This window comes from Pedococcus cremeus (assembly GCF_900111375.1).
GTDB classification, from domain to species: Bacteria; Actinomycetota; Actinomycetes; order Actinomycetales; family Dermatophilaceae; genus Pedococcus_A; species Pedococcus_A cremeus.
The window spans coordinates 158,550-181,316 of sequence record NZ_FOHB01000009.1 but is presented as its reverse complement, the minus strand read 5'-3'; the positions used below and the strand labels follow the sequence as shown (position 1 = coordinate 181,316).

General features: G+C 72.1%; 25 protein-coding genes, 1 tRNA gene and 1 pseudogene. 17 read left to right on the top strand and 10 right to left on the bottom strand.

Annotation, left to right across the window (positions count from 1 at the left end; all coding sequences use genetic code 11):
* The coding region (locus BMW78_RS17290; RefSeq protein WP_091762263.1) for an MCE family protein at positions 1-918 on the top strand (918 nt) is incomplete at its 5' end.
* Here the strand turns inward: BMW78_RS17290 and BMW78_RS17285 are convergent.
* Positions 854-1,546, bottom strand: a complete 693-nt coding sequence (locus tag BMW78_RS17285) for a TetR/AcrR family transcriptional regulator (protein WP_245735936.1) — start codon at positions 1,544-1,546, stop codon at positions 854-856. The two genes, BMW78_RS17290 and BMW78_RS17285, sit on opposite strands and share 65 nt — an antisense overlap.
* Positions 1,547-1,600: 54 nt before the next feature.
* Between BMW78_RS17285 and BMW78_RS17280 the strand changes: the two genes are divergently transcribed.
* Positions 1,601-3,100: a flavin-containing monooxygenase gene (locus tag BMW78_RS17280; protein WP_091762259.1), complete on the top strand. Its 1,500-nt coding sequence runs from the start codon at positions 1,601-1,603 to the stop codon at positions 3,098-3,100.
* A complete protein-coding gene (locus BMW78_RS17275) occupies positions 3,097-3,954 on the top strand; it encodes an SDR family NAD(P)-dependent oxidoreductase (protein WP_091762257.1) in 858 nt (285 codons plus the stop codon). Before BMW78_RS17280 ends, BMW78_RS17275 begins: the two co-directional genes overlap by 4 nt.
* On the opposite strand, the gene BMW78_RS17270 is transcribed toward BMW78_RS17275, so the two are convergent.
* Entirely contained in the window at positions 3,951-5,186 is a 1,236-nt protein-coding gene (locus tag BMW78_RS17270) for a hypothetical protein (protein WP_143056316.1), read from the bottom strand. The genes BMW78_RS17275 and BMW78_RS17270 overlap by 4 nt on opposite strands.
* Before the next feature lie 148 nt (positions 5,187-5,334).
* Between BMW78_RS17270 and BMW78_RS17265 the strand changes: the two genes are divergently transcribed.
* The 3 genes from BMW78_RS17265 (at position 5,335) to BMW78_RS17255 (ending at position 6,743) form a co-directional block, all read left to right on the top strand.
* Positions 5,335-5,408, top strand: a tRNA-Leu gene (locus BMW78_RS17265).
* A gap of 110 nt (positions 5,409-5,518) precedes the next feature.
* A complete protein-coding gene (locus tag BMW78_RS17260; protein ID WP_091762253.1) occupies positions 5,519-6,394 on the top strand; it encodes a Bax inhibitor-1/YccA family protein in 876 nt (291 codons plus the stop codon).
* A 7-nt stretch (positions 6,395-6,401) separates the two neighbouring features.
* Positions 6,402-6,743, top strand: a complete 342-nt coding sequence (locus BMW78_RS17255; RefSeq protein WP_091762251.1) for a hypothetical protein — start codon at positions 6,402-6,404, stop codon at positions 6,741-6,743.
* Positions 6,744-6,792: 49 nt separating this feature from the next.
* Here the strand turns inward: BMW78_RS17255 and BMW78_RS17250 are convergent, their stop codons facing one another.
* From BMW78_RS17250 to BMW78_RS17240, 3 genes are all read right to left on the bottom strand, one after another.
* The gene (locus BMW78_RS17250; RefSeq protein ID WP_091762249.1) at positions 6,793-7,833 is read right to left on the bottom strand and encodes a DUF695 domain-containing protein; all 1,041 of its coding nucleotides are present in this window, start codon (positions 7,831-7,833) and stop codon (positions 6,793-6,795) included.
* A gap of 111 nt (positions 7,834-7,944) precedes the next feature.
* Positions 7,945-9,168, bottom strand: a complete 1,224-nt coding sequence (locus BMW78_RS17245) for an acetyl-CoA C-acetyltransferase (RefSeq protein WP_091762248.1) — start codon at positions 9,166-9,168, stop codon at positions 7,945-7,947.
* Between the two features lie 51 nt (positions 9,169-9,219).
* Complete coding sequence (locus tag BMW78_RS17240; protein ID WP_091762246.1) at positions 9,220-10,350, bottom strand: SGNH/GDSL hydrolase family protein; 1,131 nt, start codon at positions 10,348-10,350, stop codon at positions 9,220-9,222.
* A 161-nt stretch (positions 10,351-10,511) separates the two neighbouring features.
* Here BMW78_RS17240 and BMW78_RS17235 point away from each other — a divergent pair, with 161 nt between their 5' ends.
* Positions 10,512-11,894, top strand: a complete 1,383-nt coding sequence (locus BMW78_RS17235; protein WP_091762244.1) for a cystathionine beta-synthase — start codon at positions 10,512-10,514, stop codon at positions 11,892-11,894.
* Between the two features lie 33 nt (positions 11,895-11,927).
* Here the strand turns inward: BMW78_RS17235 and BMW78_RS17230 are convergent, their stop codons facing one another.
* On the bottom strand, positions 11,928-12,719 hold the full coding sequence (locus BMW78_RS17230) for a helix-turn-helix domain-containing protein (protein ID WP_218144400.1): 792 nt from the start codon (positions 12,717-12,719) through the stop codon (positions 11,928-11,930).
* Positions 12,720-12,789: 70 nt separating this feature from the next.
* Between BMW78_RS17230 and BMW78_RS17225 the strand changes: the two genes are divergently transcribed.
* Positions 12,790-13,317, top strand: a complete 528-nt coding sequence (locus BMW78_RS17225) for a VOC family protein (protein ID WP_091762240.1) — start codon at positions 12,790-12,792, stop codon at positions 13,315-13,317.
* Positions 13,318-13,321: 4 nt separating this feature from the next.
* Here BMW78_RS17225 and BMW78_RS17220 read toward each other — a convergent pair whose 3' ends face one another.
* Positions 13,322-14,212, bottom strand: a complete 891-nt coding sequence (locus tag BMW78_RS17220) for a cobalamin-binding protein (protein WP_091762238.1) — start codon at positions 14,210-14,212, stop codon at positions 13,322-13,324.
* Between BMW78_RS17220 and BMW78_RS17215 the strand changes: the two genes are divergently transcribed.
* Positions 14,211-14,720, top strand: a complete 510-nt coding sequence (locus tag BMW78_RS17215) for a GNAT family N-acetyltransferase (protein WP_091762236.1) — start codon at positions 14,211-14,213, stop codon at positions 14,718-14,720. The genes BMW78_RS17220 and BMW78_RS17215 overlap by 2 nt on opposite strands.
* A 42-nt stretch (positions 14,721-14,762) precedes the next feature.
* Here the strand turns inward: BMW78_RS17215 and BMW78_RS17210 are convergent, their stop codons facing one another.
* Positions 14,763-15,347 (bottom strand): YceI family protein, encoded by a 585-nt coding sequence (locus tag BMW78_RS17210; protein WP_091762234.1) that lies wholly within the window; start codon positions 15,345-15,347, stop codon positions 14,763-14,765.
* A gap of 130 nt (positions 15,348-15,477) precedes the next feature.
* On the opposite strand from BMW78_RS17210, the gene BMW78_RS17205 reads away from it, so the two are divergent.
* The 4 genes and pseudogenes from BMW78_RS17205 to BMW78_RS21420 all read left to right on the top strand — a co-directional run bounded on the left by BMW78_RS17205 (position 15,478) and on the right by BMW78_RS21420 (position 18,003).
* Positions 15,478-15,921: a MarR family winged helix-turn-helix transcriptional regulator gene (locus BMW78_RS17205; RefSeq protein WP_091762305.1), complete on the top strand. Its 444-nt coding sequence runs from the start codon at positions 15,478-15,480 to the stop codon at positions 15,919-15,921.
* Positions 15,922-15,994: 73 nt separating this feature from the next.
* On the top strand, positions 15,995-16,519 hold the full coding sequence (locus BMW78_RS17200; RefSeq protein WP_091762232.1) for a DnaJ family domain-containing protein: 525 nt from the start codon (positions 15,995-15,997) through the stop codon (positions 16,517-16,519).
* Positions 16,520-16,691: 172 nt separating this feature from the next.
* Positions 16,692-17,561: pseudogene (locus BMW78_RS21425) on the top strand (DUF222 domain-containing protein); the annotation flags it as partial.
* Positions 17,562-17,673: 112 nt separating this feature from the next.
* Positions 17,674-18,003, top strand: coding sequence for a hypothetical protein (locus BMW78_RS21420; RefSeq protein ID WP_245735938.1), 330 nt, complete (start codon positions 17,674-17,676; stop codon positions 18,001-18,003).
* 20 nt (positions 18,004-18,023) lie between these two features.
* Here the strand turns inward: BMW78_RS21420 and BMW78_RS17190 are convergent, their stop codons facing one another.
* A complete protein-coding gene (locus tag BMW78_RS17190; RefSeq protein WP_091762304.1) occupies positions 18,024-18,515 on the bottom strand; it encodes a GNAT family N-acetyltransferase in 492 nt (163 codons plus the stop codon).
* 118 nt (positions 18,516-18,633) lie between these two features.
* On the opposite strand from BMW78_RS17190, the gene BMW78_RS17185 reads away from it, so the two are divergent.
* Positions 18,634-19,089 carry a lamin tail domain-containing protein gene (locus BMW78_RS17185; protein ID WP_091762302.1) on the top strand — a complete coding sequence of 152 codons (456 nt, stop codon included), beginning with the start codon at positions 18,634-18,636 and terminating at the stop codon, positions 19,087-19,089.
* 27 nt (positions 19,090-19,116) lie between these two features.
* Here BMW78_RS17185 and msrA read toward each other — a convergent pair whose 3' ends face one another.
* The gene (gene msrA, locus BMW78_RS17180) at positions 19,117-19,821 is read right to left on the bottom strand and encodes a peptide-methionine (S)-S-oxide reductase MsrA (protein WP_425439066.1); all 705 of its coding nucleotides are present in this window, start codon (positions 19,819-19,821) and stop codon (positions 19,117-19,119) included.
* A gap of 38 nt (positions 19,822-19,859) precedes the next feature.
* Between msrA and yczE the strand changes: the two genes are divergently transcribed.
* The 3 genes from yczE to BMW78_RS17165 are packed head-to-tail and all read left to right on the top strand — an operon-like array spanning position 19,860 to position 22,759.
* Complete coding sequence (gene yczE, locus BMW78_RS17175; protein ID WP_091762228.1) at positions 19,860-20,498, top strand: membrane protein YczE; 639 nt, start codon at positions 19,860-19,862, stop codon at positions 20,496-20,498.
* 34 nt (positions 20,499-20,532) lie between these two features.
* Complete coding sequence (locus BMW78_RS17170) at positions 20,533-21,537, top strand: GNAT family N-acetyltransferase (protein ID WP_177180453.1); 1,005 nt, start codon at positions 20,533-20,535, stop codon at positions 21,535-21,537.
* A 31-nt stretch (positions 21,538-21,568) separates the two neighbouring features.
* The gene (locus tag BMW78_RS17165; RefSeq protein ID WP_091762224.1) at positions 21,569-22,759 is read left to right on the top strand and encodes a cystathionine gamma-synthase; all 1,191 of its coding nucleotides are present in this window, start codon (positions 21,569-21,571) and stop codon (positions 22,757-22,759) included.
* The last annotated feature ends 8 nt before the right edge of the window (positions 22,760-22,767 follow it).

The window sequence follows — 22,767 nt, the reverse complement described above, 5'->3', positions numbered from 1 at the left end:
GTGGCCATCGAGCTCGAGCGGGTCTTCGACGACCTGCTGCCGCTGCTGCGCACGGTGCAGCCGGAGAAGCTGTCGGCCACCTTGAACGCGCTCGCGACCACCCTCGACGGGCGGGGTACCCGGCTGGGCCAGAACCTGGTTCTGGCCGACCGCTACTTCCGTGAGCTGAACCCGCACCTGCCGGCGCTGGAGGCGGACATCTCCGGGCTGGCCGACCTGGCGAGCACGTATGCCGTGGCCGCGCCGGAGCTGGTGCGGGCGGCCAAGGCGCTGGTGACCACCAACACCACGATCGTGCAGAAGCAGGACTCGTTGAAGGGCTTCTTCGCCGGCACGGCCGGGTTCGCCAACACGACCGCCGACTTCCTCGACCGCGACGGCGACCGGCTGATCCGCGCGGGCCGGGTGCAGCGCCCCACCCTCGCGGTGTTCGCCCGCTACGCGCCCCAGTACCCCTGTGCCGCGACCGCCCTGGCCAACTGGATACCCACCATCGACGACGCCTGGAAGAACGAGACCTTCCACATCACCCTCGAGGTCACCCCGCAGCGCCCGGGCTACCAGCCGGGCGAGGAGCCCGCCTGGGGCGAGAGCCGTCCGCCGAGCTGCGGGCCGCTGCCCACACCGGACACGTCACAGGACAAGCCGTTGCCCGGCAAGAAGTTCGACGACGGCACCCGCAACGTCGGCGGCTACAGCAGCCACCCACCGTCCTCCGCCCTGCCCGGGGTGTTCCTGGGCAGGGGTGGCCCGGGCATCGAGGACCCCGACGGCGGGCTGGCCGGGACCCTCGACGAGCAGGAGGTCGTCGCCGCGCTCCTCGCGGGTGACGGCTCGGCCCGGCCGTCGGCGATCACGACCCTGCTGGCCGGACCCGTCCTGCGAGGGACCGTGGTTCACCAGCAGCCGGGTCGTTGACCGCGAGCGACCCAATGCCGTGCCACACGCCGGCCATCACCAGGGCCGTGGCGTCTCCCGCCGTGACCTCGGGTCGTCCGAGCCGCCAGACCGCGACCCGTTCGCATGCACCGATGACCACCTCGGCGTAGCCCTCGAGCAGGCCTGCGGGCAGGGCCGTCAGTCCGGGCACCCGGCCGAGCGCCTCGGCCACGACGGCCGACTGCTGGGTGCGGATCCGCTCGATGTCGCGGCTCGTCGACGCTGCGACGGCGCCCTCCTGCTGGATGAGGGCGAAGGCCGAGGCGTGCTCGTCGATGAAGTCGAAGAACGCCCGGATGCCGCTCTCGAAGACCGCCTCGAGCGGGGCGTCGCCGGGCATGGCGTCCCAGGCGGAGACCGTGGCCTCCCGCAGCTGTGCGCGGGCCCGGTCGACGCACGCGGAGAGCAACCCGTCCTTGGAGCCGAAGTAGCCGTAGATCAGCGGCTTGGTCACCCCGACCCGGTCGGCCACCTCCTCCATGGTGGTGGCCTGGTAGCCCCGCTCGGCGAACACGGCCTCGGCGACGGCGAGGATCTGCTCCTCCCGCTGCGCACGCGGCATACGGGCGCCCCTGGTGGGTGCGGTGGCGGGGGCGGGCGTCTCCACGGCGCCGATGCTACCTGTACCGCCGGTAAGTTACCGGTGGTAAGTTCGCCTGCCATGGAAGCGGCCCCGCACCCCGAGCGCGCCACCCCGCACCACCGGGTGGTCGTGGTGGGGACGGGCTTCTCGGGCCTGGGCATGGCGGTGCGGCTGGCCGAGCGCGGCGAGGACTTCGTCGTGCTGGAGAAGGCCGACGAGGTCGGCGGAACCTGGCGCGACAACCGCTACCCGGGCTGCGCGTGCGACGTGCCGTCGAAGCTGTACTCCTTCTCCTTCGACCTCAAGCCCGACTGGAGCCGCGACTTCGCCAGGGCCGACGAGATCTGGGCCTACCTGCGCGACGTCGCCGATCGCCACGGGGTGCGCGACCGCATCGCCTTCGGCGCCGACCTCGTCTCGGCGACCTGGGAGGAAGGGACGCGGCGCTGGCTCCTCCGGGCGGCCGACGGTCGCGGGTGGACGGCCGACTCCCTCGTGCTCGGGGTGGGGGCGCTGCACGAGCCGAGGCTGCCCGACATCGTCGGCCTCGACACCTTCGCCGGCCCGGTGCTGCACTCAGCGCGCTGGCCCGAGCACGACGGGCTCGACGGCCGTCGGGTCGCGGTCATCGGCACCGGCGCCAGCGCCGTGCAGATGGTGCCCGAGCTGGCCACCCGCGTCGCCGACCTCACCGTCTTCCAGCGCACCCCGGCGTGGATCATGCCCAAGCACGACCGGCCGTGGAGCCAGCGGCGGCAGCAGGCCTTCCGGCGCTCGCCGGCGCTGCAGCGGGCGGTGCGCTGGAGGACCTTCTGGGAGCTCGAGGCCCGGGTGCCGATGTTCTCGCGCTACCCCGCGGTGGCCCGCGTCGCCGAGCGGCTGGCGCTGCGGAACCTGCGCGAGGCGGTCAGCGACCCGGACGTGCGTCGCAGGCTCACCCCGGGCTACACGCTCGGCTGCAAGCGCGTGCTGCTGTCCAACGACTACTGGCCGGCGTTCGACCGCCCGAACGTCCACCTGGTCACCGAGCCGGTCGTGGCGGTGGAGCCGGATGCCGTGGTCACCGCCGACGGCACCCGTCACGAGGTCGACGCCATCGCGCTCGGCACCGGGTTCGACGTCACCGGCTCGTTCGAGCGCATCGAGATCTGGGGCAGCGGCGGCCGAAGCCTCACCGAGGCGTGGGGCGGCGGCATGCACACGCACCTCGGCATCACCGTGGCCGGGTTCCCCGAGCTCTACCTCCTGCTGGGCCCCAACACCGGCCTCGGCCACAACTCGGTGGTGCTCATGATCGAGGCGGCCACCCGGTACGTGCTGGAGTGCCTCGACCGCAGCCGCTCCGGGCCGAGGGTGACGACCGCTGTCGCCCAGCGCCGCTTCACCGACGAGATGCTGAGGCGCAGCCGGCACACCGTCTGGGCCACGGGGTGCCGCAGCTGGTACCTCGACCGCTTCGGCAACAACACGACCCTGTGGCCCGGCTCGGTCGTGGAGTACTGGCGGCGCACGCGACGCGTCGACGACGCGACGTTCGAACCGGTCCGGGAGCGAGAGCTGGTGGGAGAGCAGGCATGAGCGGAACAGTCTTCAGGACACGGAGCTTCGCCCCGAGCGTCTCCATCGTCACCGGTGGGGGCTCCGGCATCGGTCGCGCCATCGCCACCGAGCTGGCCCGGCGCGGCAGCCACGTCGTCGTCGCCGACCTCGACGGCGCCCGGGCCAAGCAGGTCGCCGACGACCTCGGCGAGCGGGGGAGCGCGGCCGAGGTCGACGTCGTCGACGCCGAGGCGGTGCAGGCGCTCGTCGCCCAGACGGCCGAACGCCACGGCCGGCTCGACATCATGGCCAACAACGCCGGCGTCGCGATCGGCGGGCTCCTCGAGGAGCTCGACGAGAGGCACTGGGCCAAGGCCCTCGACGTGAACCTGCGCGGGGTGATCAACGGCGTCAGCGCGGCATACCCGGTCATGAGCGCGCAGCGCTCCGGCCACATCCTCAACACGGCCTCGCTCGCCGGCCTCATCCCGGCCCCGGCGATGCTGCCCTACACCACCACCAAGCACGCCGTGGTCGGCCTCTCCACCGCGCTGCGGGCGGAGGCGGCGAGCCGCGGTGTGCGGGTGAGCGTGCTCTGCCCCGCCTTCGTCGACACCCCGCTGCTCGACGAGGTGTATGCCGCCCCGGCCTCCTTCGGGGGCGGCAGCAGCGTGCGCTCGCGGGTGCGGTTGATGCAGCCGAGGTTCCTCACGGCGGAGCTGGTGGCGGCCCGGGCGGTCGACGGACTGGCGTCCAACAAGGCGGTGATCCCGGTCGGCTGGCTGGCCCACACCCTCTGGCGGCTGAACCGCTACGCACCGCCGGTGGCGCGTGGGCTGGTGCAGGCCCAGGTGAGCGCCCACCGCCGCTTGAGTCGTCCGTCGTCGAGCTAGCCGACGCAGACCTCTCGCGGGAACGGCGTCCCGTTCCGCGGGTTCGGCGTCACGGTCACGACCGTGCGGGTGGCACACGGCGTGGTCGGTCGCGGTGGGATGGGGGGAGTCGAGGACGGCATCGGCCCCCGGGCCGTCGTGCTGGGCGTCGGGTCAACGGGTGTGAAGAGCACATCGGGGTCGGGGGTGGGCGCCGTGCCGGGCCTTTGGCCGAGGTCATCGGTGGACACCTGCGACCACGTGCCGTCGGGGTCGCGCAGGAGGAGTCCGGCCCGTCCGGACGCCACGGCCACCATCGGTCCGTGGGGCGTGTCGAGGACGGCGATGTCCTGGGGGAAGAAGGGCGGCGGGTCGTCCTTGCAGCCGCCTTCCGCGTCCTGGCGCAGCCGGTCGAGCTGCTGGCTCGGCATCCGGTAGTCGGTCGACCACGTGGCGCCACCGTCGTCGCTGGCCTCGACCCAGGGCTCGCGGGTGTCCGGTGTCCGGCGCCAGCAGCGCCGGGGCGCCTCCACCGAGCAGGCCTCCTCGAGCGTGGGGCCGAGGTCTCCCACGCGCGCCTCGTCCAGGGAGTTCAGGGTGGTCCATCGGCCGTCGACGTCGATGGACGTCTTCTGGTAGCTCAGCGCGATGACCACCCGGTGCTCGGTGCGCGACGGTGGACCGCTGAAGTCGCCGTTGACCACCCCCACCGACTCCAGGCCGCGCCAGGTGGTGCACGGGGAGGTGGCGGCCGTCGCGACCACCGCGAAGGGCAGGGCGAGCGCCCCGAGGGCCAGCGCCGCCCGGCGGCGTGCCCCGGCCCCACGTCGTCGTTCGGCGCGCGACACGTGCGCGGCCAGCAGCAGGCCGGGCAGGGCGATGAGGTCGGTGGGGTCACGCAGCATCTGCGTGGGCCACCCGACCGCTGACCACAGGTGGTTGGCCACCTCGACGCCTTCCGTCGTGGTCTTGACCAGGGTGAAACCGACCGCGGTGGCGACCAGCGCGACGGGTGCGGCTCGAGGGATGCGCAGCAGGGTCAGCACCACGGCCAGCAGTGCCGGAGCCAGCACGAGCCCGGCCACGTCGCTCAGCTTGCCGGTGACGAAGCCGGGCGCCGACTGCTTGAGCACGTGGTCGTTGAGCACCAGCACGGCCAGGGCGAGCAGGGTCGGCGGGGCGCCGAGCCACCTCAACGCGTCACGCGTGTCGTGCGTCCACGGTCGACTGGCCCCACCCCGATGTGCCCCCACGGCGAGCATGCTCCCGGCTCCAGGGCTCGGACGAGCAGCATTTCGACAACACTGTGACAACAGTGCGGCGACTGTCCCCGTCGGCCCAGCCCGGTGCCGACCGCGTCGGTGTCGGTGGCCGTGGGCGCGGCCCCCTAGGCTTGCGCCTGTCCCCGTAGCCCAACCGGCAGAGGCAGGCGACTTAAAATCGCTGTGTTGCGGGTTCGACTCCCGTCGGGGGCACGATCAGCCATTCTGTGACGTTGTGGGAACTTGTCGGACCTCTCGCGACTTCTACTGTGTGACGACCAGCGGCCGCCACCGGCCGACCAAGCCCCTGAGGAGGGACTTCCATGGCCACCAACCCGGTGTTCAACCGGATCGAGCGTGAGGCCCAGCAGGGCTACGCCGGCTTCCGTGACCGCGCGCCCCAGCAGCAGCCGACGGCGGCGCCGTCGTGGGGCCAGCCCGGCACCATGAGCGACCAGCAGCTGCAGGACCTCTACAACCAGCCGGCGGCCACCCCGGTGCAGGCCGGGCGGGTCACCCTCGACGACGTCGTCATGAAGACCCTCGGGCTGTTCTCGCTCGTGTTGGTCTTCGCTGTCGTCGGGTGGCAGCTGGCACCCACGCCCATGGGCGGGGCGGTCATGCTCGGCGGCATCGCCCTGACCTTGGTCCTGGGCCTGGTGATCGCGTTCAAGAAGACGATCAGCGTCCCGCTCATCGTCACGTATGCCGTGGTCGAGGGCGTCTTCGTCGGTGCGATCAGCAACTACTACAGCCTGATCTTCAACGACCCGAACGTGGTCACGGACCCGTTCAAGGGCATCGTCGCCCAAGCGGTCATCGCGACCCTGTCGGTCTTCGCCGGCATGCTGCTCGCCTACAAGACCGGCCTGATCAAGGTCACCGCGAAGTTCCGCCGCATCGTGACGATGGCGGTGATCGGCTATGCGATCTTCGCCGTCATCAACCTCGTCTATGCCCTGGTCACCCAGACTGCCTTCGGCATCGGGGGCACCGGCGCGCTCGGCATCGGCATCTCGCTGTTCGCCATCGGCCTCGCGTCGATGTCGCTGGCCGTCGACTTCGACTCGATCGACCGGGCCATCGCGACCGGCGCGCCGCAGAAGTACTCGTGGCTGCTGGCGCACGGCCTCATCGTGACGCTGGTCTGGCTCTACCTCGAGATCCTGCGCCTGCTCGGACGCCTGCGCAGCCAGTGACGACCCGGTGAGCGCCACGGGGGCCTCCCCGGTCCCGCAGGGCGTGGCCGACGAGCTCCGGCGCGTGGTCCAGCGGTGGCAGCAGCTGCCGCTGGACCACGCGCTTCGTTGTGTGCCGCCGGTGCGCGACGTGCTCGCCCGGCTCGCGCCCCTCGGGTTCACCGAGGCGGCAGGTGACCGGCTGGCGGGTGCCGAAGTGGACGGCGCCACGGTGCCCGACCTCGGGCCCGCCGTGGTGATGGACCAGCTCACGGTGCTCGTCTACGACGCGTGCGCCACCGACTCCTCGCCCGCCCGGGGCGCCCACGTGCAGGCCCTGCTCGCCGACCTGCGGCGTGCCCTCCCCTGACGACCGGGGGCGCCGGGGGCGAGGCCCCGCCCGAGACCTACGACGAGACCTACGACCGCAGGTGGGCCACGTTGTGCCACCCCGGGTCGGGCGTGACCTGGACCCGGATGCGGCCCTGGTCCCACGCCTCGACGGCCGCACGCATCTGCTCGACGGCCGGGGTCGTGGAGTCGACGTAGATGTGCAGCACCCGCATGCCGCGGTGTGACTGGTGCGCCACGATCCGGCCGCTGCCGTTGATCCGCTCGCCGAGGTGCTCCTCGAGCGCCCGCAGCGGCCCGAGCGACCCCGGCCCCGGGTAGCCCTGCTCGGTCAGGTCGGTGTAGGGCACGAGGACGGCCACGTGCGTGTCGAAGGTGGGCGCCGTCGTCGGCGACAGCGGCACCTGCGCCAACGCCATGACCGGCCCCTCGTCGCCCTGCCCCTCCATGATCACCCAGTGGGGGGTGCCGTCGGCGTCCGTGTTGTCGTCGCGCAGGTCGCGCACGACCGAGCGCAGCGCCGAGAGGCCGAACCCGTCGAGCGGCGGCTCGGTCGTCGGGGTGATCTCACCGACCCACGCCTCGACGTCGTCCTCGCCCAGCGCGGAGTCGAGCGCCAGGAAGGCGATCTGGCCACGGACCTGCTCCTCCAGCTCGCGGAACAGCGGGTGGTAGACGAGCACGTCGAGGTGGCACCCCTCCCTGCGCGCGCCGACCCGGACGTCCGAGAAGGCGATCTCCCGGCCACCGAGGCCGAGCGCGATCTGCTCCACGTCCGGGGCAGCCTGGCGTGACGCGGCATACTCCCAGGTCTCGTCGATGCCGGGTGAGGCCCGCAGCCACCGGTTCGCCAACGGGCGGAGCTCGGGGTCGCCCTCGGCGCTCAGGACGAGCACGTGCTGCGCGAGGTCACCGGCGCCCAGCTCCCAGGCGAGGTCGGGGTGGATGGCGGAGACCGCCTCGGACAGCGCGTCGCCGACCCGCTGGGGGTCGCGGTCCTCGAGTGCCTGCGTGACGGAGGCGCGACCCTCGGCGGCCCACCACTCCCAGAAGGCGGCGATGGCGGCAGCCGGCTCGTGGGGGCGCGCGTCGCGTTGGAACAGCCGCATGCCTGCATCGTGTCCGAGCGGGAGACGCCGGAGGGCGGCTTTCCCGGAATCTGCTCCCGGGAGGCCGCCCTCCGTCGTCACCGCGCTCGATACCGAGGCGCGGCGGTCCGCTCAGCTGAGCCGCTCGTAGATGATCGCCATGCCCTGGCCACCACCGACGCACATCGTCTCGAGGCCGAACTGGCCGTCGCGGGCCTGCAGACCGTTGAGCAGGGTGGTGGTGATGCGGGCACCGGTGGAGCCGAACGGGTGGCCGAGCGCGATGGCGCCGCCGTGCACGTTGAGCTTGTCGAAGTCCATGCCGAGGTCGTCGGCGCTGGGCAGCACCTGGGCCGCGAAGGCCTCGTTGATCTCGTAGAGGTCCATGTCGCCGATGGTCATGCCGGCGCGGGCGAGGGCCTGGCGGGACGCCTCGACCGGGCCGAGGCCCATGATCTCGGGGGAGAGGGCCGAGACGCCGGTGGCGACCACGCGGGCCAGCGGCGTGATGCCGAGCTCCCTGGCCCTGGTGTCGCTCATGACGACCACGGCGGCCGCGCCGTCGTTGAGCGGGCAGCAGTTGCCGGCGGTGATGGTGCCCTGCTCGCGGAACACCGGCTGCAGCTGCGAGACGCCCTCGAGGGTGACGCCTGCGCGGGGACCGTCGTCCTTGCTGACCACGGTGCCGTCGGCCAGGGTCACCGGGGCGATCTCGCGCTCGAAGAAGCCGTCGGCGATGGCCTTCTCCGCCCGGTTCTGGCTGCTGACGCCCCACTCGTCCTGGCGCTCACGCGAGATGCCGCGGAAGGTGGCGACGTTCTCGGCGGTCTGCCCCATGGAGAGGTAGACGTCGGGGAGCAGGCCCTCCTCGCGGGGGTCGGTCCACGTGGTGTTGTCCTTGGCCATCTGCTCGCTGCGGGCCTTGGAGTCGTCGAACCTCGGGTTCTGGTCGTCGCCCGCGGAGCCACCGGCCCCGGCCCAGTTGGTGTACTGCGAGACGCACTCGACGCCGCCGGAGATGAAGACGTCGCCCTCACCGGCCTTGATCGCGTGGTAGGCCATCCGGGTGGTCTGCACCGAGGAGGCACAGAACCGGTTGACCGTGGCGCCGGGCAGGTGGTCGAAGCCGGCGAGCACCGAGATGACCCGGGCCATGTTGGAGCCGTGCTTCCCCGACGGCTCGGCGCAGCCCCAGTAGAGGTCCTCGACCAGCGCCGGGTCGAGCTCGGGCACCTTGGCGAGGGCGGCCTGGATGACACCGACCGACAGGTCGTCGGGCCGCACGTCCTTGAGCGAACCCTTGAACGCGCGCCCGATGGGCGTGCGGGCGGTCGAGACGATGACTGCTTCGGTCACGGGTGTTCCTCTCCTCGAGCGGGAAGTCGAGGGCCGCAGGTAAGCGGCCGCTCAGTCACCGCCGATGGTATGCCGTTCGGCCGGGGCGTCCGGTGTGTCCTTGGTCTCGGTGCCGCCCACCGGCGCCTCGACCGGGGCTGCCGCCTCGGAAGGTCCCTCGGGCGGTGCCTCGTCGCCGCCGCGTCGCGGCAGGGGGATGCGCGGTCGGCGCAGCAGCTTGGCCCAGCGACCCCGCGGGCCGCGCGGCTGGCCGGCGATCTCGGTGGCGCTGACCTCGGTGCCGGGGTCGCGCACGGCCTGCTGCGCCGCCAGGGCGACCGGGCCGATGCCCTCGCCGCGACGGCGGTCGGGCACCCGCTCCTCCTCGCCGGCGCCCTCCCAGACGCCGAGCGCGGCATACACGCTGGGCAGCAGCGCGGCGGCGCACCGCGCGTAGCCGGCCGGGGAAGGGTGGAAGCGGTCCTGGCTGAACATCTCGTGCGGCCGCTCGGCGAACTCGGGGCCGAGCAGGTCGCCGAGCGAGACGGTGCGGCCACCGGCCTCGACGACGGCCACCGTCTGGGCGGCCGCGAGGTCGCGGCTCCAGCGACGGCCGAGCAGGCGCAGCGGCTGGGGGATCGGGCCGATGGTGCCGAGGTCGGGGCAGGTGCCGACGACGACCTCGACCCCGGCGTCGCGCAGCCGCTTGACCGCCGACCCGAGGTGGCGCACGGCCACCACCTTGTTGACGCGGTGGGTGACGTCGTTGGCGCCGATCAGGATCACCGCGACGTGCGGCCGGGGCGCCTCGTCGAGCGCCTTGGCGAGCTGCAGCTCGAGCCCGGACGACTCGGCACCGATGACGGCGCGGTTGGTCAGCCGCACCGGGCGGCCGGTCAGCGCGGAGACCCCGGTCGCGATGATCGCGCCGACCGTCTGGAAGCGGTTGTCGGCACCCATCCCGGCCGCGGAGGAGTCGCCGAGCATGAGCAGCTCGACGGGTTCGCCGGCCCCGGCGCCGTAGAGGCCGTTGTCGTCCGGCGCGCCCTCGAAGTGCACCCCGACGATCCGTCGCGCGATCCGTGCCTCCGCCTTGAGCAGGCCGTAGCCGAGGGCCCCGAGCGCGCCGATCCCCGCTGCGACGCCGCCCCCGCCGTATGCCGCGGTGGCGGCGATCCTGCGCGCCCGTCGTGCCCGGCCCATCCCTGCTCCTCCTCCGTCGGGGTCACCACGGTAACGACCGTGACGGACAGGCGGTGCCCCGGGAGGTGGACGCCAGGAGTCCACCGGGGCTCCCGCAAGAGAGAGCGACCGCACGGCCGCCGACGGCATACCACTGTCCACCATCTGAGAGGATGGCGCGCGTGAAGTACGCAGAGCACATCGCCGACCTCGTCGGGAACACGCCCCTCGTCAAGCTCAACAACGTCACCCGGGACGCAGGCGTCGCCTGCACGGTCCTGGCCAAGGTGGAGTACGTGAACCCGGGCGGCTCCGTGAAGGACCGCATCGCCCTGCGCATGGTCGAGGCCGCGGAGGCCTCGGGCGAGCTCAAGCCCGGTGGCACCATCGTCGAGCCGACCTCCGGCAACACCGGTGTCGGCCTGGCGCTCGTGGCCCAGCGCAAGGGCTACAAGTGCGTCTTCGTGTGCCCCGACAAGGTCAGCCAGGACAAGCGTGACGTGCTCAAGGCCTACGGCGCCGAGGTCGTCGTGACCCCCACCGCCGTCGCTCCCGACCACCCCGACTCCTACTACTCGGTCTCCGACCGGCTGGTGAAGGAGATCGAGGGCGCCTGGAAGCCGAACCAGTACGCCAACCCAGAGGGCCCGAACTCGCACTACGCGAGCACCGGCCCGGAGATCTGGCAGGACACCGACGGCAAGGTGACCCACTTCGTCGCCGGCGTCGGCACGGGCGGCACGATCACCGGCACCGGCCGCTACCTGCGCGAGGTGTCCGAGGACCGCGAGGGCGGCCGGGTGCAGATCATCGGCGCCGACCCGGAGGGCTCGGTCTACTCCGGCGGGTCCGGCCGTCCCTACCTCGTCGAGGGCGTGGGCGAGGACTTCTGGCCCAGCGCCTACGACCCGTCGGTCGTCGACCAGGTGATCCCGGTCAGCGACGCCGACTCGTTCGCGATGACGCGCCGGCTGGCCCGCGAGGAGGGCCTGCTGGTCGGTGGCTCCTGCGGCATGGCGGTCGTCGCGGCGCTGCGCGCCGCCAAGGACCTGCCGGCCGACGCCGTCGTGGTCGTGCTGCTGCCCGACTCCGGTCGCGGGTACATGTCGAAGATCTTCAACGACGACTGGATGAGCTCCTACGGCTTCATGAAGTCGGCGGGCGAGGCCACGGTCGGCGAGGTGCTGCACAAGAAGGCCGGCGACCTGCCTGCCCTGGTGCACACCCACCCGACCGAGACGGTGCGCGACGCGATCGAGATCCTGCACGAGTACGGCGTCTCGCAGATGCCGGTGGTCAAGGCCGAGCCGCCCGTCATGGCCGGTGAGGTGGCCGGTGCGGTGAGCGAGCGGGCGCTGCTGGAGAAGCTCTTCGCCGGCAAGGCGCACCTGACCGACTCGGTCGAGCAGCACATGGAGGAGCCGCTGCCGCTGGTCGGCTCCGGCCAGCCGATCGCCGACGCGCGCCGTGAGCTCGAGACGGCCGACGCGATCATGGTGGTCGAGGACGGCAAGCCGGTGGGCGTGCTCACCCGCGCCGACCTGCTGGCGTCGCTCGTCGAGTGACGACGTTCAGCCGTTCTGGGGCGGCGGCCCGGCTCAGCTCTGGGCCGCCTCTCCCCGGTAGCGGCTGGGTGTGAGGCCCAGCACCGTGCGGAAGTCGCCGGCGAGGTGGGCCTGGTCGGCGTAGCCGAGCTCTGCCGCCAGCGCGGCCAGCTCGGTGTCCGGCTGCTCACGCAGCCGCTGGGCCGCCTCCTGCAGCCGACGCCGGCGGATCATCGCGGCGGGCGGCACCCCGATGTACCGCGACGCGAGGCGCTGCACCGTGCGCACCGACACCCCGAGGGCGTCCGCGACGTCGCCCACCCGCACCATGTCGGGGTCCTCGTCGACCAGCCGGGTGAGCGCGTTGGCCAGCTTGCCCTCGTCGTCCGGGGGCGCCAGGTGGCCCTGCACCCAGTCGGCGAACGCCTCCACCGCGCGGGCCCGGCGATCCTGCGGCTGGCCTTCGTGTGTCATCGCGGTCACGACGGATTCCTGCAGCTCGGGGAGCTCCATGGCGACGTAGGAGTCGCGCAGCGCGCCTGGTTCCACGCCCAGCTGGGGGACGGCGGCCGGCAGGAGCAGCGCGCCGACCGCCCAGCCGGAGCCGGTGAGGTCGCGGGACGAGCGGCGGGTGGTGGGCCCGGCCAGCCCCACCACGGACGGCTCGACCACGAGGTTGCAGGCAGGGAAGGCGATGACCTCCTGGCGTGACACACGTCCGGGCTCGACGTTCCACTCGGGGATCCAGAACCAGCGCACCAGCCCCGCGACCCGCTCCGGCGCCGGAAGCCGCGTGAAGGTGGGCAGCGAGGCGGGGTAGAGGATGCCGCGCCACTCGTCGCCCACACGCCCACCCTCTCCAACCTGGCGCGAATCTCCAAGAAGGTTGTCCGGCCGGCGTCCTAGCGTCGACGCCATGACCCAGAACCTCTCGACTCCAACCGCCAACGCCGCCCCCACCGCCGCGACGGGCGCGCACACCACCGACGGCGTCCCGCACGGCCTGACCAGCCTGACACCGTTCATCGTCGTGCCCCGTGCCCGGGACGCGATCGCCTTCTACCGCGACGTCTTCGGTGCCCGCGTCGTCGACGTGACCGAGATGGGCGGGGTCGTCGCCCACGCGGTGCTCGACTTCGGCAACGGCCACCTGCAGCTCGGCGAGCCCGTGCCCGACTACCACCTCGTGCCGCCGCCGTCGGGTGACGACGACTGCTACTCCCTCGGCCTGTACTGCGCCGACGTCGACGCCGTGGTCGCGAGCGCCGAGGCGGCCGGTGCCACCGTGCGGGAACCGCCGTCGACGTTCGTGTCCGGCGACCGGTTCGCGAGCATCCGTGACCCGTTCGGGGTCCGCTGGTCGGTGATGACCCGCGTCGAGGACCTGTCCGAGGAGGAGAGTGCCCGCCGGGTGGCCGAATGGGCGGCACAGCAGGGCAGCTGAGCGGCTACCGCAGCCGCAGGGCCATCGTCGGGTCCGACGGCTGCGCGACGTCGGGATGGAAGATCCCGGCCAGCGCCTCGACGCCGTCGACCAGCCGAGGCCCCGGACGTGCGAACGACGCGTTCGCGTCCACGGCCCAGACCGGTATGCCGTCGGGCAGCCTCCCGTCGTCGATCGCCTTCTGCGCCAACGCGGTTGCGTCGTCCAGGTGGTAGCCGCAGGGGGCGGCCACGATGACGTCGGGAGCGCTGTCGCGCACGGCGTCCCACGTGGTCCGCTCGGACTTCTGCCCGGCGACACCGAGGGCGTTGACCCCACCTGCTGCGGTCACCATCTCGGGCACCCAGTGCCCGGGCGCGAACGGCGGGTCGGTCCACTCCAGGACGAGTGCACGCGGCATACGTTGTCCGGCAACGACGCTCGCGACGCGGGCCAGCCGCTCGCGCAAGCCGGCGACGAGTGCATCGGCGCGCTCGCGCGTGCCGGTCGCCTCACCGAGGGTGGTGATGGAGGCCAGCACCTCGTCGATGGTGTGCGGGTCGATGGTGAGCACCTCGGCGCGGCAGCCGAGGTAGGCGAGGGCGTCGTCGACCTTGCCGACGTCGACGGCACAGACGGCGCAGAGGTCCTGGGTCACGACGAGGTCCGCGTCGAGCTCCGCGAGGGCGCCCGCGTCGAGGTGGTAGAGGTCCTCTCCGGCGTGCATGGCCCGGGTGACGAACGCGTCGATCTCGGTCGGCGTGAGCCCCTCGGGGATGGCCGTGGTCGACACGATCCGGCGGCTGCGCGCCTCCTGCGGGTGGTCGCACTCGAACGTCACGCCGACGACCTGGTCGCCCGCACCGATCGCGAACAGGATCTCGGTGGTCGAGGGGAGGAGGGACACTGTCCGCATGGAGCTGACCCTACGGGAGCTCGACACCGGCGACGAGGACCTCCTCCAGGCGCTGCTGGAGTCGGCACCCGACTACGCCGTGCGGGTCACGGGCTACCCGCCAGGACCCTCCGACGCGTTGAGCCTGCTCATGATGCGCCCGGAGTCGGTGCCGGAGTCGCACAAGGTCGTGCTCGGCGGCTTCGAGGGGGAGGGGCTGGTGGCGGTCGTCGACCTGCTGCGTGGCTACCCACAGCCTCACTGCGTCTTCATCGGGCTGCTGCTCGTGGACGGCTCGCGACAGGGCAACGGGGTCGGCGCCGCGGCCATGGCCGCCACCGAGCGGTATGCCGCGCAGTGGCCCGAGGCGCGCCGCTTCCGGCTCGCGGTGGTGGACACCAACGCGGCGGTGCTGGGGTTCTGGCGGCGCATGGGGTTCGAGCCGACGGGGGAGAGCCGGCCGTACCGGTACGACCACCTGGAGTCGACCACCCGGCTGTACGAGAGGGACCTGACGACCGCCGGCTGATGCTCGGGGGCCGCCGCCAGGCGCAACGGGCCCTGCGGCGGGTCAGGAACGCGGCTGCAGCACGGTCTCGACGTCGATGGTGATCGTGACGTCCTTGCTCACCAGGAGACCGCCGGCCTCGGGGGGCACATTCCAGGTGATGCCGAAGTCCTCCCGGTTGACCGTGGTGGTCGCCGAGAAGATGGCCCGGTCTGCACCCCACGGGTCCCGCACCTGACCCTCGAAGCTGGCGTCGAGGGCAACCTGCCTGGTGACTCCGTGGATGGTCAGCTCCCCGTGGACCACGCCTTGCGTGCCCGACCACTCAGTCCGGACGCTGCGGAAGGTGGCCTCCGGGAACCGCTCGACGTCGAAGAGGTCGGCTGAGCGAAGGTGGTCGTCACGGGTCTCGCTGCCGGAGGTGACGCTGGCCATGCCGATCACGACGTCGACCTGGGAGTCGGTCATGCGCTCGCCGACCCTGACGGTGCCGTGCACGTCGGTGAAGCGGCCGCGGACCTTGGTGACGATGAGGTGACGACCGGTGAACGAGACGTCGGCGTGGCCGGGATCGATCTCCCAGGTGCCGGCCGCCGGCAGGACGTGGCCGTCGATGGTCCGGGTTGCGGTGGTGGTGCTGGTGCTCATGTCAGTTCTCCTGTGGGTTGGGGTGGGCAGGTGACGCACTAAAGTGCGTGTACACACACATAATTGCAACCGCGAGTCGTCTCGTCAAGGTATGTGTGAGCGCACACACATACCGACTAGGCTTATGGGCATGACCGAGAACGCGCCCGACCGGGTGGCAGCGTGGGCGCTGCTCCTGCGGGTCCACGCGGCAGTCGTGCCGAAGCTCTCCCGAGAGCTGGCGGGCGTCGGCCTGCCGATCTCCTGGTACGACGTGCTCCTGGTGCTCAACGCTGCGCCCGACCGGCTGCTCCGGATGTCGGAGCTCGGCAGCCGGGCCGTGATCAGCCGCGAACAGGTCAGCCGCGTGGTCACCGAGCTGCAGAAGGCCGGGCTGGTCGAGCGCCGGCCGAACCCGGATGACAAGCGTTCTTCGTTCGCCGCCATCACACCGGCCGGAAGGGCACGGCTGCGCGCAGCGGCGCCGGCCTACCTCGCCGCGATCGAGCAACACTTCACCGGGCACCTCACGGACCGTGAGGTCGCGGTCATCGTCAAGGGGCTCGGCCGGGTGCTGGCCGCGGAGGAGGGCTGACCGAGGAGGGCTGGCCGGGGAGCGGGCGGTCTCGGCGAGGACGGAGCGGGGCGAGCCGCCTAGGCTCGACGACATGGACGGGTACGAGTCCTGGGTCGAGAAGCAGATCCGTGAGGCGCAGGAGCGCGGCGAGTTCGACAACCTGCCCGGCGCGGGCAAGCCGCTGCCCGGCCTGGAGTCGGAGGACCCCGACTGGTGGGTCAAGCAGCTCGTGCGTCGCGAGGGGCTCGACATGACTGGGGCGCTGCCGCCGGTCATGGCGCTGCGGAAGGAGGCCGCCGGTTTCCCGGAGTCGTTGCTCGACCTGCGCACCGAGGAGTCGGTGCGGGCAGTGCTCGAGGACTACAACCGCCGCGTGAAGCTCGACCGCCTGCGGCCGGCCGTGGGCCCGTTCCCGCCGATGCTCGCCAGGACGGTCGATGTGGACGACCTGGTCGCGCAGTGGCAGGTCCTGCGGGCGGAGCAGGCGGAAGCGGCACGACAGGCGGAAGCTGCACGACAGGCGGACGCCGCGAGGAGTCCCGTGAGTCCGGTGGCGGCCGCGCGCGGATCCGGGTCGTGGTGGCTACGGCTCCTCCGCATGGTTCGCGGCCACTGACCCCTCGGTGTCAGTGGGGGCTGTCAGACCCCTGCCCTAGTGTTGGACACATGTTCGAATCGGTGCCGGACGAGAGGCCGTTGACCACGGAGGACCTGCAGGTCTTTCTGCGCCGGCTGCCCACGCTCGACACCGCCGTTCCGGACACTGAGCGGGTCGACCAGCTCGGCCTGTGGAGGCGGTCAAGCACGCCTGCTCCGGCGCCCAGGCAACGGTGGCCGTGGCGTTCGACAGCTCCCAGCGCGAGGTGCAGGCCGCCGCCGGGGTGCCGGCCCGGCAACGGGGCCGGGGCGTGGCCGCGCAGGTGGCGCTGGCTCGGCGCGAGCCGCCGTCGCGGGGTTCACGGCACCTGGGGTTGGCCAAGGCCCTGCACACCGAGCTGCCAGGCACAGGGGAGCACCTGCGCCACGGGCGGGTCAGCGAGTGGCGCGCCACCATCGTGGCCCGCGAGACCGCGTGCCTGTCCGTCGAGGACCGCCTGGCGGTCGATGCCGCCCTCGCCGCGGACCTGCCCTTCCTCTCGGACCGGGAGGTCGAGGCCCGCGCCAAGGCGCTGGCGGTGCAGGTCGATGCGGGGTCGGTGGTGGCCCGGGCAGCCAAGGCCCGAGCGGACCGGCGGGTGTGGCTGCGCCCGGCCCCGGACACCATGACGTACCTGACCGCACTGCTGCCGGTCGAGCAGGGCGTGGCCGCGTATGCCGCCCTCAAGGCCGCCGCCGGCACGGCACGCGTCGCCGGTGGGGACACCGGTGGTGAGCCGGACACGCGCGGTGAGGGGCAGGTCATGGCCGACACCCTCGTCGAACGCCTCACCGGGCAGGTCACCGCAGCCGCGGTGCCGCTCGAGGTCCAGCTCGTCATGCCCGCCGAGACCCTGGTCGGTGAAGGCGACGAACCGGCGACTCTGCCCGGCGGGCACCCGGTGCCGGCTGCGTTCGCTCGCCACCTGGTCTCCGTGTGCGCGGACGCGTGCGAGAGGGCCGGCCTGGCTGTGGCGTTGCGGCGGCTGTTCACCAGCCCGGACGCCTCGCAGCTGGTCGCCATGGACTCCCGGCGCCGGGTCTTCGACGGCCAGCTGCGTCGGTTCCTCACCGTCCGCGACCAGGCGTGCCGCACCCCGGTGGTGCGACGCCCCGATCCGCCACGGCGACCATGTGATCCCCGACCACGCGGGCGGCCCCACCAGTGCCACCAACGGCCAAGGGCTGTGCCAGGCCTGCAACCAGGCCAAAGAAGCCCCCGGCTGGAGTGCCGCCACCGTCGAACCGGGACCCAGCCCCAGTCATCCCCACGCGCCAGCGCACCGCGTGCGCACCAGCACCCCCACCGGGCACACCTACGACTCCACCGCCCCACCGCTGCTGCCCACCCGCGGCGATCCACGCCCGCGAGGCCGTGGCCGGGTGAACCCCTGGCGCGACAACATCATCGCCCTCCCGTGGGTGGAGCGCTCACGGCTGCCCGACCTGCTCGACAGCGCCTAATCGAGGGCGGACCCGCCGCCCTAGCGAAGCGGCAGGAACATCACGTGCAGCCCGACCTTGCCGTGCCGGCGTGACTCGAACGCGCCCGGCACGGTGGCCAGCACCTCGAAGCCGAGGCTCTTCCAGAGTGCGACCGCTGCGGTGTTGGTCTCGACGACCGCGTTGAACTGGATGCCGTCGTAGCCCTGCTCGCGATGCCAGTCGACCACGTGCTCAGCCAGGGCGCGTCCGACGCCTTGGCCCCGGGAGCCCGGCGAGACCATGAAGCTCGCCGTGCCGATGTGCGAGCCGCGGGCGGGCCGGTTCGGGCCCATCTTGGCCGTGCCCAGCACCGTGCCGTCGTCGTCGACCGCGACGACCGTGCGCCCCGGAAGGTCCTCGAACCACCAGGCCCGTACCCCGTCGTCGTCGAGGTCCTCGGGGAAGGCGTAGGTCTCACCCTCCGCGACGATCTCGCGGAAGAACGGGGCGATGACAGGGAGGTCGGCGTCGGTCGCCTCGCGGATCAGCACGGCGCAACGGTACGACTTCACCCGTGGGACGTAGCAACCGCTTTGTCCGACTAGTCCGTTCGGGCATGAAGCACCTGAAGCCGCGACGAGGCCCATTCCGGTTCCTAAGTTCGTGGCCATGCGTCGTACTGCTGCTTCCCTCGCCCTTGCTTCCGCGCTCGCCGCCACCGCAGTCGTGCTGGCGCCGACGACCACCTCGGCGGCGACGCCGCCGGTGAAGATCTACAAGGTGCAGTACGACTCGCCGGGGTCCGACAGCGGCACCAACACCAGCCTCAACTCAGAGTGGGTCGTCATCAAGAACACGACCTCGACCAACCGCTCGCTGACCGGCTGGACGCTGCGTGACCGGACCGGCTACACCTACAAGTTCCCCACGTTCACGCTGAAGGCGGGCGCCACCGTCACCGTGCGCACCGGCAAGGGCACGGCCACCTCGACGCAGCGTTACTACAACCGCAGCTGGTACGTCTGGAACAACACCGGCGACACCGCCTACCTCAAGGACAGCAAGGGCTACCTGAAGCACTCGTGCTCGTGGAGCTCGGTCGGGACGGGCTCCAAGTACTGCTAATGGGGACCTGCCTGAGCCGTCCCGGACTCAGGCGCTGGGCGGCAGGATGTCCTGCTGTGACGGGACCTCGTCCTGCTTGAGCAGGCCGACAGGACAGGTCATCCCGTTCGGGCCGTGGTTGCAGTAGCCGCCGGGGTTCTTGTGCAGGTACTGCTGGTGGTAGTCCTCGGCGTAGTAGAAGGTGCCGGCGTCCTTCGCCGAGCGCAGCTCGGTCGTGATGGTGCCGAACCCGTTGTCGCTCAACACCTTCTGGAACGCGTCACGGGTGGCCCGAGCGGCCCGCTCCTGCTCGTCGGTGGTCCAGTAGATGGCCGACCGGTAGGCGGTGCCGATGTCGTTGCCCTGCCGGTTGCCCTGGGTGGGGTCGTGGTTCTCCCAGAACTCCTTGAGCAGCAGCTCCGGCGTCGTCTGCGTCGGGTCGTAGGCGACGAGCACCGTCTCGGCGTGCCCGGTCATGCCAGTGCAGGTCTCCTCGTACGTCGGGTTCGGCGTGAACCCGCCCATGTAGCCGGCGGCGGTGGTGACGACGCCGGGCAGTCGCCAGAAGATCCGCTCGGCGCCCCAGAAGCAGCCCATCGCGACGTACAGCACCTCGGTGCCCTCCGGCCACGGGCCCTCGAGCGGGGTGCCGAGCACCTCGTGCCTGGCGGGCACGGCGTACGGCCTGGTGGGGCGGCCCTTCAGGGCCGTCTCCTCGGTGGGCAGGGTGGTCTTGGCTCGCGATCCGAACAGCACCCCTCTATGGAAACACGCGCGGCTACGGTGCGCCCATGCCCCTTCCCGCCCGCCGCCTCCCGCGGCGCGTGACCCAGCTGTATGCCGGCCTGCTCGTCTTCGCGTTCGGCGAGGCCCTCATCGTGCGCGCCTCCCTCGGCGTCATCCCGTGGGACGTGCTCCACCAAGGCCTGGTGCAGCAGCTCGGCCTCACGATCGGGACGTGGTCGATCATCGTCGGCGCGGTCGTGCTGCTCCTCTGGATCCCGCTGCGCGAGCGGCCGGGGCTGGGCACCGTGAGCAACGTCATCGTCATCGGCGCCTCCCTCGACGTGTTCCTGCGGCTCCTGAGCGCGCCCGGTTCGATGTGGGTGCGCGGACTCTTCCTGGTGCTGGGCATCCTCATCAACGGCGTGGCCACGGCCGCCTACATCGGCGCTCGGTTGGGCCCCGGGCCCCGCGACGGCCTCATGACCGGCCTGGTGCGCACGCGCGGCTGGTCGGTGCGCATCGTGCGCACGGGCATCGAGGTGGCGGTGGTCGTCATCGGCTGGCTGCTCGGCGGCAACCTCGGCGTCGGCACCGTGCTCTTCGCGCTCGCCATCGGGCCGGTCGTCCACGTCGCGCTGCCGCTGCTCACCGTGCCGGAGGCGCCCGTGCCGCCGGACGAGCCGCTGCCCGACTCACCGCTCTGACGGCCCTTTACGACGACACGGCAGGATGGCCACCATGGTGTCCCTCCTGCCGGTGAGCGGCCTCGACGACTCCCAGCGCGACCTGTTCGCCGGCTACGTCGAGGTGTATGCCGCGTCGGGCCGCTCGCTGTTCGGCGACGACCACGCCGCGTGGGGTGCCGACGAGCTGAGGGTGCTCGAAGCCAAGCCGGACCGCCGCACCCTGAACGTCGCCGCAGTCGGGTCGGACGACACGGTCGTGGGCGCGGCCTCGGTGGTGCTGCGCCTGCGCGACAACCCTCGCGCGGGCTTCATCTCCCTCGCCGTGCACCCGGAGCACCGCCGCCGTGGCGTCGGTTCCCGGTTGCTGGCCTGGGTGGAGGAGCAGGCGCGGCAGGCCGGACGCTCGATCTTCATCGTGGAGACCGAGTGGCGGGACAGGGACACCGACTCGCATGGCGAGGGCTTCGCGGCCCGCCACGGCTACCAGCCCGTGCAGCACACGTTGCGCAGCACCCTCCGGCTTCCGCTCGACCGAGCGGCGCTTGCTGACCTGGAACGAGGCAGCGGCCACTACGCGCTCGAGACGAGCGTGGACGGCATACCGGACGCCTGGCTGGAGAACCGCGCGGAGCTGCAGCGACGGATGAGCACCGACGCGCCCCTGGGTGAGCTGCAGCTGGAGGAGGAGGACTGGGACGCCGAGCGGGTGCTCGACCAGTACGCCACCATCCTCGCCATGGGGCGACGGGTCGTCGAGACCGTGGCCCGGCACCTCCCGAGCGGCCGGCTGGTGGGGTACACGCAGGTGCAGGTCTCTCCGGAGACGCCCACCCTCGGGTACCAGCAGGACACGCTCGTCGTGAAGGAGCACCGCGGCCACGCCCTCGGCCTGCGGCTCAAGGCAGCCAACACCGCCGCCGTCATCGAGCACCTGCCGCAGGTCACCGCCATCCGCACCTGGAACGCCGACGACAACACCCACATGCTGGCGGTGAACCGACGGCTCGGGTACGAGGTCGACGCCCACCTGTGCGAGTGGCAGAAGGTGCTGGGCTGACGTCGGAGGGGCAGCCGTTAGCCTTGCCCGCATGAGCGAGCAGCAGAGCGGTCAGGGCGGTTTCTCGACCAGGGCGATCCACGCCGGGCAGGAGCCCGACGCGAGCACCGGCGCCGTCATCACCCCGATCTACCAGGTGTCGACCTACAAGCAGGACGGCATCGGCGGGTTCCGCGGCGGCTACGAGTACAGCCGCTCGGCCAACCCCACCCGCACCGCGCTCGAGGAGTGCTTCGCCGCCCTCGAGGGTGGCGCCCGCGGCTTCGCCTTCTCGTCGGGACTCGCGGGGCAGGACACCCTCCTGCGCGCCCTGCTCCAGCCGGGCCAGCACGTCGTCGTGCCGTCCGACGCCTACGGCGGCACCTACCGCCTGTTCAACAAGGTGCTCGTCCCGTGGGGCGTCGAGCACACGATCGCCCCGATGGGTGACGTCGACGCCGTGCGGGCCGCCATCCGCCCGGGGCAGACCAAGATCGTGTGGGTCGAGACCCCGACCAACCCGCTGCTCGGCATCGCCGACATCGAGGCGCTCGCCGCGGTCGCCCACGAGGCGGGGGCGCTGCTCGTCGTCGACAACACCTTCGCGTCGGCCTACCTCCAGCAGCCGCTCTCGCTGGGTGCCGACATCGTCTGCCACTCCACGACGAAGTACTCCGGCGGCCACAGCGACGTCGTCGGCGGCGCGGTCGTGGTCGGCCACGACATCGCGGTGCCGGGCTTCGAGGATGCCGCCGACCGGATCGCCTTCCACCAGAACTCGATGGGCGCCGTCGCCGGCCCGTTCGACGCGTGGCTGGTGCTGCGCGGTCTCAAGACGCTGGCCGTGCGCATGGAGCGCCACTGCGACAACGCCGAGAGGGTCGTCGAGTTCCTGCAGGCCCACCCGGCCGTCAGCGCCGTGCACTACCCGGGCCTGCCGAGCCACCCCGGCCACGAGGTCGCGAAGAAGCAGATGAAGCGCTTCGGCGGCATGATCTCCTTCCAGCTCAAGGCCGGCGAGGACGTCGCGGTGAAGGTCTGCGCCGAGACCCAGGTCTGGACCCTCGGCGAGTCGCTCGGTGGCGTCGAGTCCCTGATCGAGCACCCGGCCCGCATGACGCACGCGTCCGTGCGCGGCACCGAGCTCGAGGTCCCGGCCGACCTGATCCGCCTCTCGGTGGGCATCGAGGACGTCGACGACCTCGTCGCCGACCTGCAGCAGGCGCTCGACCGGCTCGCCTGACGGCCGGC

What these genes read in the sequence shown, in the direction of transcription:
- BMW78_RS17280 (WP_091762259.1), top strand. Translation starts at nt 1,601, where the DNA reads ATGGAAGCGGCCCCGCACCCCGAGCGCGCCACCCCGCACCACCGGGTG.
- BMW78_RS17275 (WP_091762257.1), top strand. Translation starts at nt 3,097, where the DNA reads ATGAGCGGAACAGTCTTCAGGACACGGAGCTTCGCCCCGAGCGTCTCC.
- BMW78_RS17260 (WP_091762253.1), top strand. Translation starts at nt 5,519, where the DNA reads ATGGCCACCAACCCGGTGTTCAACCGGATCGAGCGTGAGGCCCAGCAG.
- BMW78_RS17250 (WP_091762249.1), bottom strand. Translation starts at nt 7,833, where the DNA reads ATGCGGCTGTTCCAACGCGACGCGCGCCCCCACGAGCCGGCTGCCGCC.
- BMW78_RS17240 (WP_091762246.1), bottom strand. Translation starts at nt 10,350, where the DNA reads ATGGGCCGGGCACGACGGGCGCGCAGGATCGCCGCCACCGCGGCATAC.
- BMW78_RS17225 (WP_091762240.1), top strand. Translation starts at nt 12,790, where the DNA reads ATGACCCAGAACCTCTCGACTCCAACCGCCAACGCCGCCCCCACCGCC.
- BMW78_RS17215 (WP_091762236.1), top strand. Translation starts at nt 14,211, where the DNA reads ATGGAGCTGACCCTACGGGAGCTCGACACCGGCGACGAGGACCTCCTC.
- BMW78_RS17220 (WP_091762238.1), bottom strand. Translation starts at nt 14,212, where the DNA reads ATGCGGACAGTGTCCCTCCTCCCCTCGACCACCGAGATCCTGTTCGCG.
- BMW78_RS17210 (WP_091762234.1), bottom strand. Translation starts at nt 15,347, where the DNA reads ATGAGCACCAGCACCACCACCGCAACCCGGACCATCGACGGCCACGTC.
- BMW78_RS17205 (WP_091762305.1), top strand. Translation starts at nt 15,478, where the DNA reads ATGACCGAGAACGCGCCCGACCGGGTGGCAGCGTGGGCGCTGCTCCTG.
- BMW78_RS17200 (WP_091762232.1), top strand. Translation starts at nt 15,995, where the DNA reads ATGGACGGGTACGAGTCCTGGGTCGAGAAGCAGATCCGTGAGGCGCAG.
- BMW78_RS17185 (WP_091762302.1), top strand. Translation starts at nt 18,634, where the DNA reads ATGCGTCGTACTGCTGCTTCCCTCGCCCTTGCTTCCGCGCTCGCCGCC.
- yczE (WP_091762228.1), top strand. Translation starts at nt 19,860, where the DNA reads ATGCCCCTTCCCGCCCGCCGCCTCCCGCGGCGCGTGACCCAGCTGTAT.
- BMW78_RS17170 (WP_177180453.1), top strand. Translation starts at nt 20,533, where the DNA reads ATGGTGTCCCTCCTGCCGGTGAGCGGCCTCGACGACTCCCAGCGCGAC.
- BMW78_RS17165 (WP_091762224.1), top strand. Translation starts at nt 21,569, where the DNA reads ATGAGCGAGCAGCAGAGCGGTCAGGGCGGTTTCTCGACCAGGGCGATC.